Genomic DNA, 4,108 nt, shown 5'->3' with positions numbered 1-4,108 from the left:
GGCCCGGGCCCACCCGCGTCCGGGCCGGCCACGCCGGCCGGCTCGCTCACACCGCGGCACACTCCGGTTGCGGCAGGCGTTCACGGCGCTGTTGTGCCGGCGCGCGGCACCCGCCGGTGCCCTCTGTCCGGCGAACGACGGGGCCGCATACGGCCGTTGACCGTGTGCACCGTGCACGTGATGCGCGGTGCGGTGACCGGCGCGGATCCGCGGCAGCCCCCGCAGGGCGATCCGCATTTACCAAATAGGGGCAACGCCCCCCACCTGACGACCCGTTGACCGCTATCGTGTGAGGTATCCGTGACCGCTTGCGACGGTCACGGCGCAATCGGTCACCCCTCCAAGGAGGCCCGTCGTGGCGCTGAAGCCCGAGCACACCACGCCGTTCCACTCGGTGCGGTACGCGCTGCGCGTGCTGGAGGTGGTCGCCGGGCACCGCGACGGCATCTCTGAGGCCGGCCTCTCCCGGGAGACCGGCCTGCCCCCGGGCCACCTCGCCCATCTGCTGGCGATGCTCTGCCGGGAGAACTACGCGGAGCGGCTCGCGGACGACACGTATGTCGTCGGTGAGGCACTGGTCCTGCTCGGCTCGGGCGGTGACCGGGAGCGCGCCCTGGACGAGCGGCTTCAGCGGACCCTGGGCGATCTGCGCGACACGGTCGGCGCCGCCGTCTACCTCAGCCGCTACCGCGACGGCGAGCTGGAGATCACTCGGCACGCCGACAGCCCCGCGACACCGGCGGTCAACGAGTGGGTCGACTTCCGCTCGGCCCTGCACGCGACCGCGATCGGCAAATGCCTGCTCGGCCAGCTCGACCACAACGGCCGCAGGGATCACCTCTCCCGGCACCGCACCGCCCGCCTCACCTCACGCACGATCACCGACGAACGGCTGCTCCTGAACACCCTCGCCCAGCAGCCGCCGAGCGTTCCGGTGCTGGATCTGCAGGAGTACGCGGTGGGCACCGTCTGCGCGGCCGTGCCCGTGACGGCCGGGTCGTCGATCGGCTGCCTGGCCCTGTCGCTGCCCGTGGAGCAGGCGCACCGGCTGCGCCGCGCGGCCGAGACGCTGAGCCGCCGGGCGGCGCCGGTCATGCTGTCGCTGTCGCTCTGATCATGGTCATGAGCACCCCTGACGACGGGGTAGTATTCCGTCGTCGGCCGGTGACGGCCGACGGGCGCCGCTAGCTCAGTTGGTTAGAGCAGCTGACTCTTAATCAGCGGGTCCGGGGTTCGAGTCCCTGGCGGCGCACAGTGCGACAGACCGGAGGCTGCCGAGGTGGCCGGTCCGCCCGGGAAGGCGTGGATACGGGTTCCGGTGGGGGCGGACCCGGCCGACGCCGCCCGGTGGGCGACCCGGGGCGGCTGTCGGCGAGTGCTGTTCGTCGTGCACAACGTGACCTCGGCCACCCGGCTGCTCGACGTGCTGCCGCTCTTCCACGACGACTTCCGTGTGCAACTGCTGGCGACCTGCACGGGCTCCTCACCGTTCCAGGCGGGGGTGCCGGAACTGCTGGCCGACGCCGGACTGCCGGTGCTGCCGTGGGAGCAAGCCGTGCGTACGCCCGTGGACCTGGCCGTTTCGGCGAGCTATGGCGGCCGACTGGAGGATATTCAGGGCAAGTTGGCGGTGCTCTCGCACGGCGCCGGATACAATAAGAGGCTGGCCGCACCGGACACCGGACACCGGACACCGGACACCGGGCGCCCTTCGCCCGGGCCCGGGCAGCCTCCCGTCTTCGGCCTCTCTCCCGAGTGGCTGCTCCACGACGGCCGCCCCGTCGCCGACGCCACCGTCCTCTCCCATCCCGAACAGCTCGACCGGCTGCGCGCCGCCTGCCCCGAGGCCGCGCCGAGCGCCGTGCTCGCCGGTGACCCGTGCTACGACCGGCTGCTCGCCGCCCGCCCCGACCGCGACCGCTTCCGCCGGGCGCTCGGCGTCACGCCGGGCCGGCGGCTCGTCCTGCTCAGCTCCACCTGGAACCCGGACTCCCTCTTCGGCGACGGCGGCGAGGACGTGCTGCCCGCACTGCTCTCCCGCCTCACGGCCGCGCTGCCCGCCGACGAGTACCGCCTCGTCGCCGCTCTGCACCCCAACATCTGGCACGGCCACGGCCCCGGGCAGATACATGGCTGGCTCAACCGGGCCCGGCACGCCGGGCTCACGCTCGTACCGCCGCTGGCGGGCTGGCGGCAGGCGCTGCTCGCCGCCGACCTCGTGCTGGGCGACCAGGGCTCCGTCACCTACTACGCCGCGGCCCTGGGCACGCCCGTGCTGCTGTGCGCCGCGAGCGGGGACGGGCTCGGCGCGGACTCGCCCGTCGCCGCCTTCGTCCGTACGGCGCCCCGGCTGCGCCCGTACGAACGCCTGCTGCCCCAGCTCGCCGCGGCCCTGAAAGAGCCGCGCAGCCCGGACGCCGCCGAGCTGACCACTTCCGCGCCCGGCGAGTCCGCGGCCCTGCTGCGCCGCGCCTTCTACGGGCTGATCGGCATTCCCGAACCGGCCACCCCCGCACGCCTGGAACCACTGCCGCCGCCCCGCTACGAACCCGCCCGCCACACGGCGCCGATGCGCGTGCTGACCCGGCTGCTGGGCGCCGCACCCGGTTCCCCGCCCGAGATCGAGGTCGCCCGCTGGGCGGGTGCCGGGCCGGAGGACGCCTGCACCGCCTACACCGCGCACGACGCGCACACCGCCGTCGACGAGGAGACGCCCGACCCCGGCAGGCTCGCGCTCGCGGACGTGGTGCTGCGCCACGGGCACGCCGACGACCCACGGCTCGGCCCGCCCGCCGCCTGGGCGGCCGATGCGGCGGCCCGCTTCCCGCACGCGGCGCTCACCGCCTTCGTGCACGGCCCCGACCGCTGCACGGCACGGCTGCCCGGCGGGGCGCTGGTCCAGCTCGCCGCGCAGCCGCACCCGGACGGGCGGCCCGATCTGTGCGACCCCGCGGCGTACGCGTCGGCCCTGCACGCCTGGACGGCCAACGGCATGGCGCTGGAAGCGCTGGCGGCCGGCATGACCGTACGGACCGGGGCCGAGTCCCACCACGTGACGGTGACGCTCACCCCGCCGGCGGGGTGAGCGATGCGGCATCACTCCGCCAGCAGCGCGCCCACGCGTTCGGCACCCACGTCGTCCCCGGTGGTCACGTGCAGGCCCAACGCCCTTCGCCGCAGCTCGCGTTGCTCCGGACTGCCGGGCTCCGCACAGCGGGCGCACAGCTCGGCGACGACGGCCTCCTGGAGCAGCGCCCCCTGCCGCGTCATGATCTCCAGCGCCCGGGTCAGCGGTGTGCGCGCCGACCGGGGTGCGGCGGCGTCGAGGTGTGCCTCGCCGATGCTGGTCAGCACCCGGGCCTCGTTGTAGGGGTCCGGCTGCGGCAGCCCCCGTACGGAACGCAGCGCCGCCTCGCACCGCGTGACGGCCTCGGCCAGCCGCCCCTGCCCGGCCAGGGCGCGGCCGGCGTGGTGCTCGAGCAGCGCGTCGGCGCGCGCGTCACCGGCCCGGGCGGCGTAGCCGCGCGCCGTCTCGAAGAGTGCTTCCGCCTCGGCCCAGCGGCGCTGCCGCAGCCGGAGCAGGCCCAGCGACTCCACTGCCGTGGCCCGGCCGCGCGGATGGGTCTCCGGCTCCCGTTCGTGCGCGGTGCGGAAGTCCTCCTCGGCCTCCGCCTCCCGCTGCAGAGCCATCAGCGAGAAGCCGCGCTGCACGCGCATCCGCGCCTCGATCCGCGGATCGGGGAACTCCTTCGCCGCCTCGACGCCGAGCGCGTGCGTGCGCAGGCAGTCGGAGTGGAAACCGAGCCGCAGGTGCAGGCCCCACATCGCCTCGCACAGTTCCCAGACCAGGTCGGGGAAGCCGAACTCGTCGGCGGCGCACACCGCTTCGACCAGGACGGGGCGCTCGGTGCGCAGGGCGCGCAGAGCCTCCTTGGGGCCGGCGTAGGCGGGCAGGAGCACCTGCTCGTACGCGCCGCCGAGATGCCAGCGGCCCTTCATCACCACGGCGTCCGCCGCTACGGCGACGTCCCGGCACCACTGCACCGCCCTGCGCGCGGCCCGCGCGGGGCGTTCCGCGCCACGGCTTCGCCGGGCGAGCGCCGCAGCG

At 75.0% G+C, this 4,108-nt stretch carries 3 protein-coding genes and 1 tRNA gene; 3 read left to right on the top strand and 1 reads right to left on the bottom strand.

What is annotated here, in order from left to right:
• Positions 1-355: 355 nt before the first annotated feature.
• From ACRDP3_RS08005 to ACRDP3_RS07995, 3 genes are all read left to right on the top strand, one after another.
• Positions 356-1,114 carry an IclR family transcriptional regulator gene (locus ACRDP3_RS08005; protein WP_431516146.1) on the top strand — a complete coding sequence of 253 codons (759 nt, stop codon included), beginning with the start codon at positions 356-358 and terminating at the stop codon, positions 1,112-1,114.
• A gap of 64 nt (positions 1,115-1,178) precedes the next feature.
• Positions 1,179-1,252, top strand: a tRNA-Lys gene (locus tag ACRDP3_RS08000).
• A gap of 27 nt (positions 1,253-1,279) precedes the next feature.
• The gene (locus ACRDP3_RS07995; protein ID WP_431516145.1) at positions 1,280-3,085 is read left to right on the top strand and encodes a hypothetical protein; all 1,806 of its coding nucleotides are present in this window, start codon (positions 1,280-1,282) and stop codon (positions 3,083-3,085) included.
• Between the two features lie 11 nt (positions 3,086-3,096).
• Here ACRDP3_RS07995 and ACRDP3_RS07990 read toward each other — a convergent pair.
• A partial coding sequence (locus ACRDP3_RS07990) for a tetratricopeptide repeat protein (protein ID WP_431516144.1) occupies positions 3,097-4,108 on the bottom strand: 1,012 nt, incomplete at its 5' end.

Source organism: Streptomyces sp., assembly GCF_050698815.1.
Lineage (GTDB): Bacteria > Actinomycetota > Actinomycetes > Streptomycetales > Streptomycetaceae > Streptomyces.
The sequence above is the reverse complement of the archived record's forward strand: the minus strand, read 5'-3'. Positions and strand labels throughout refer to the sequence as shown.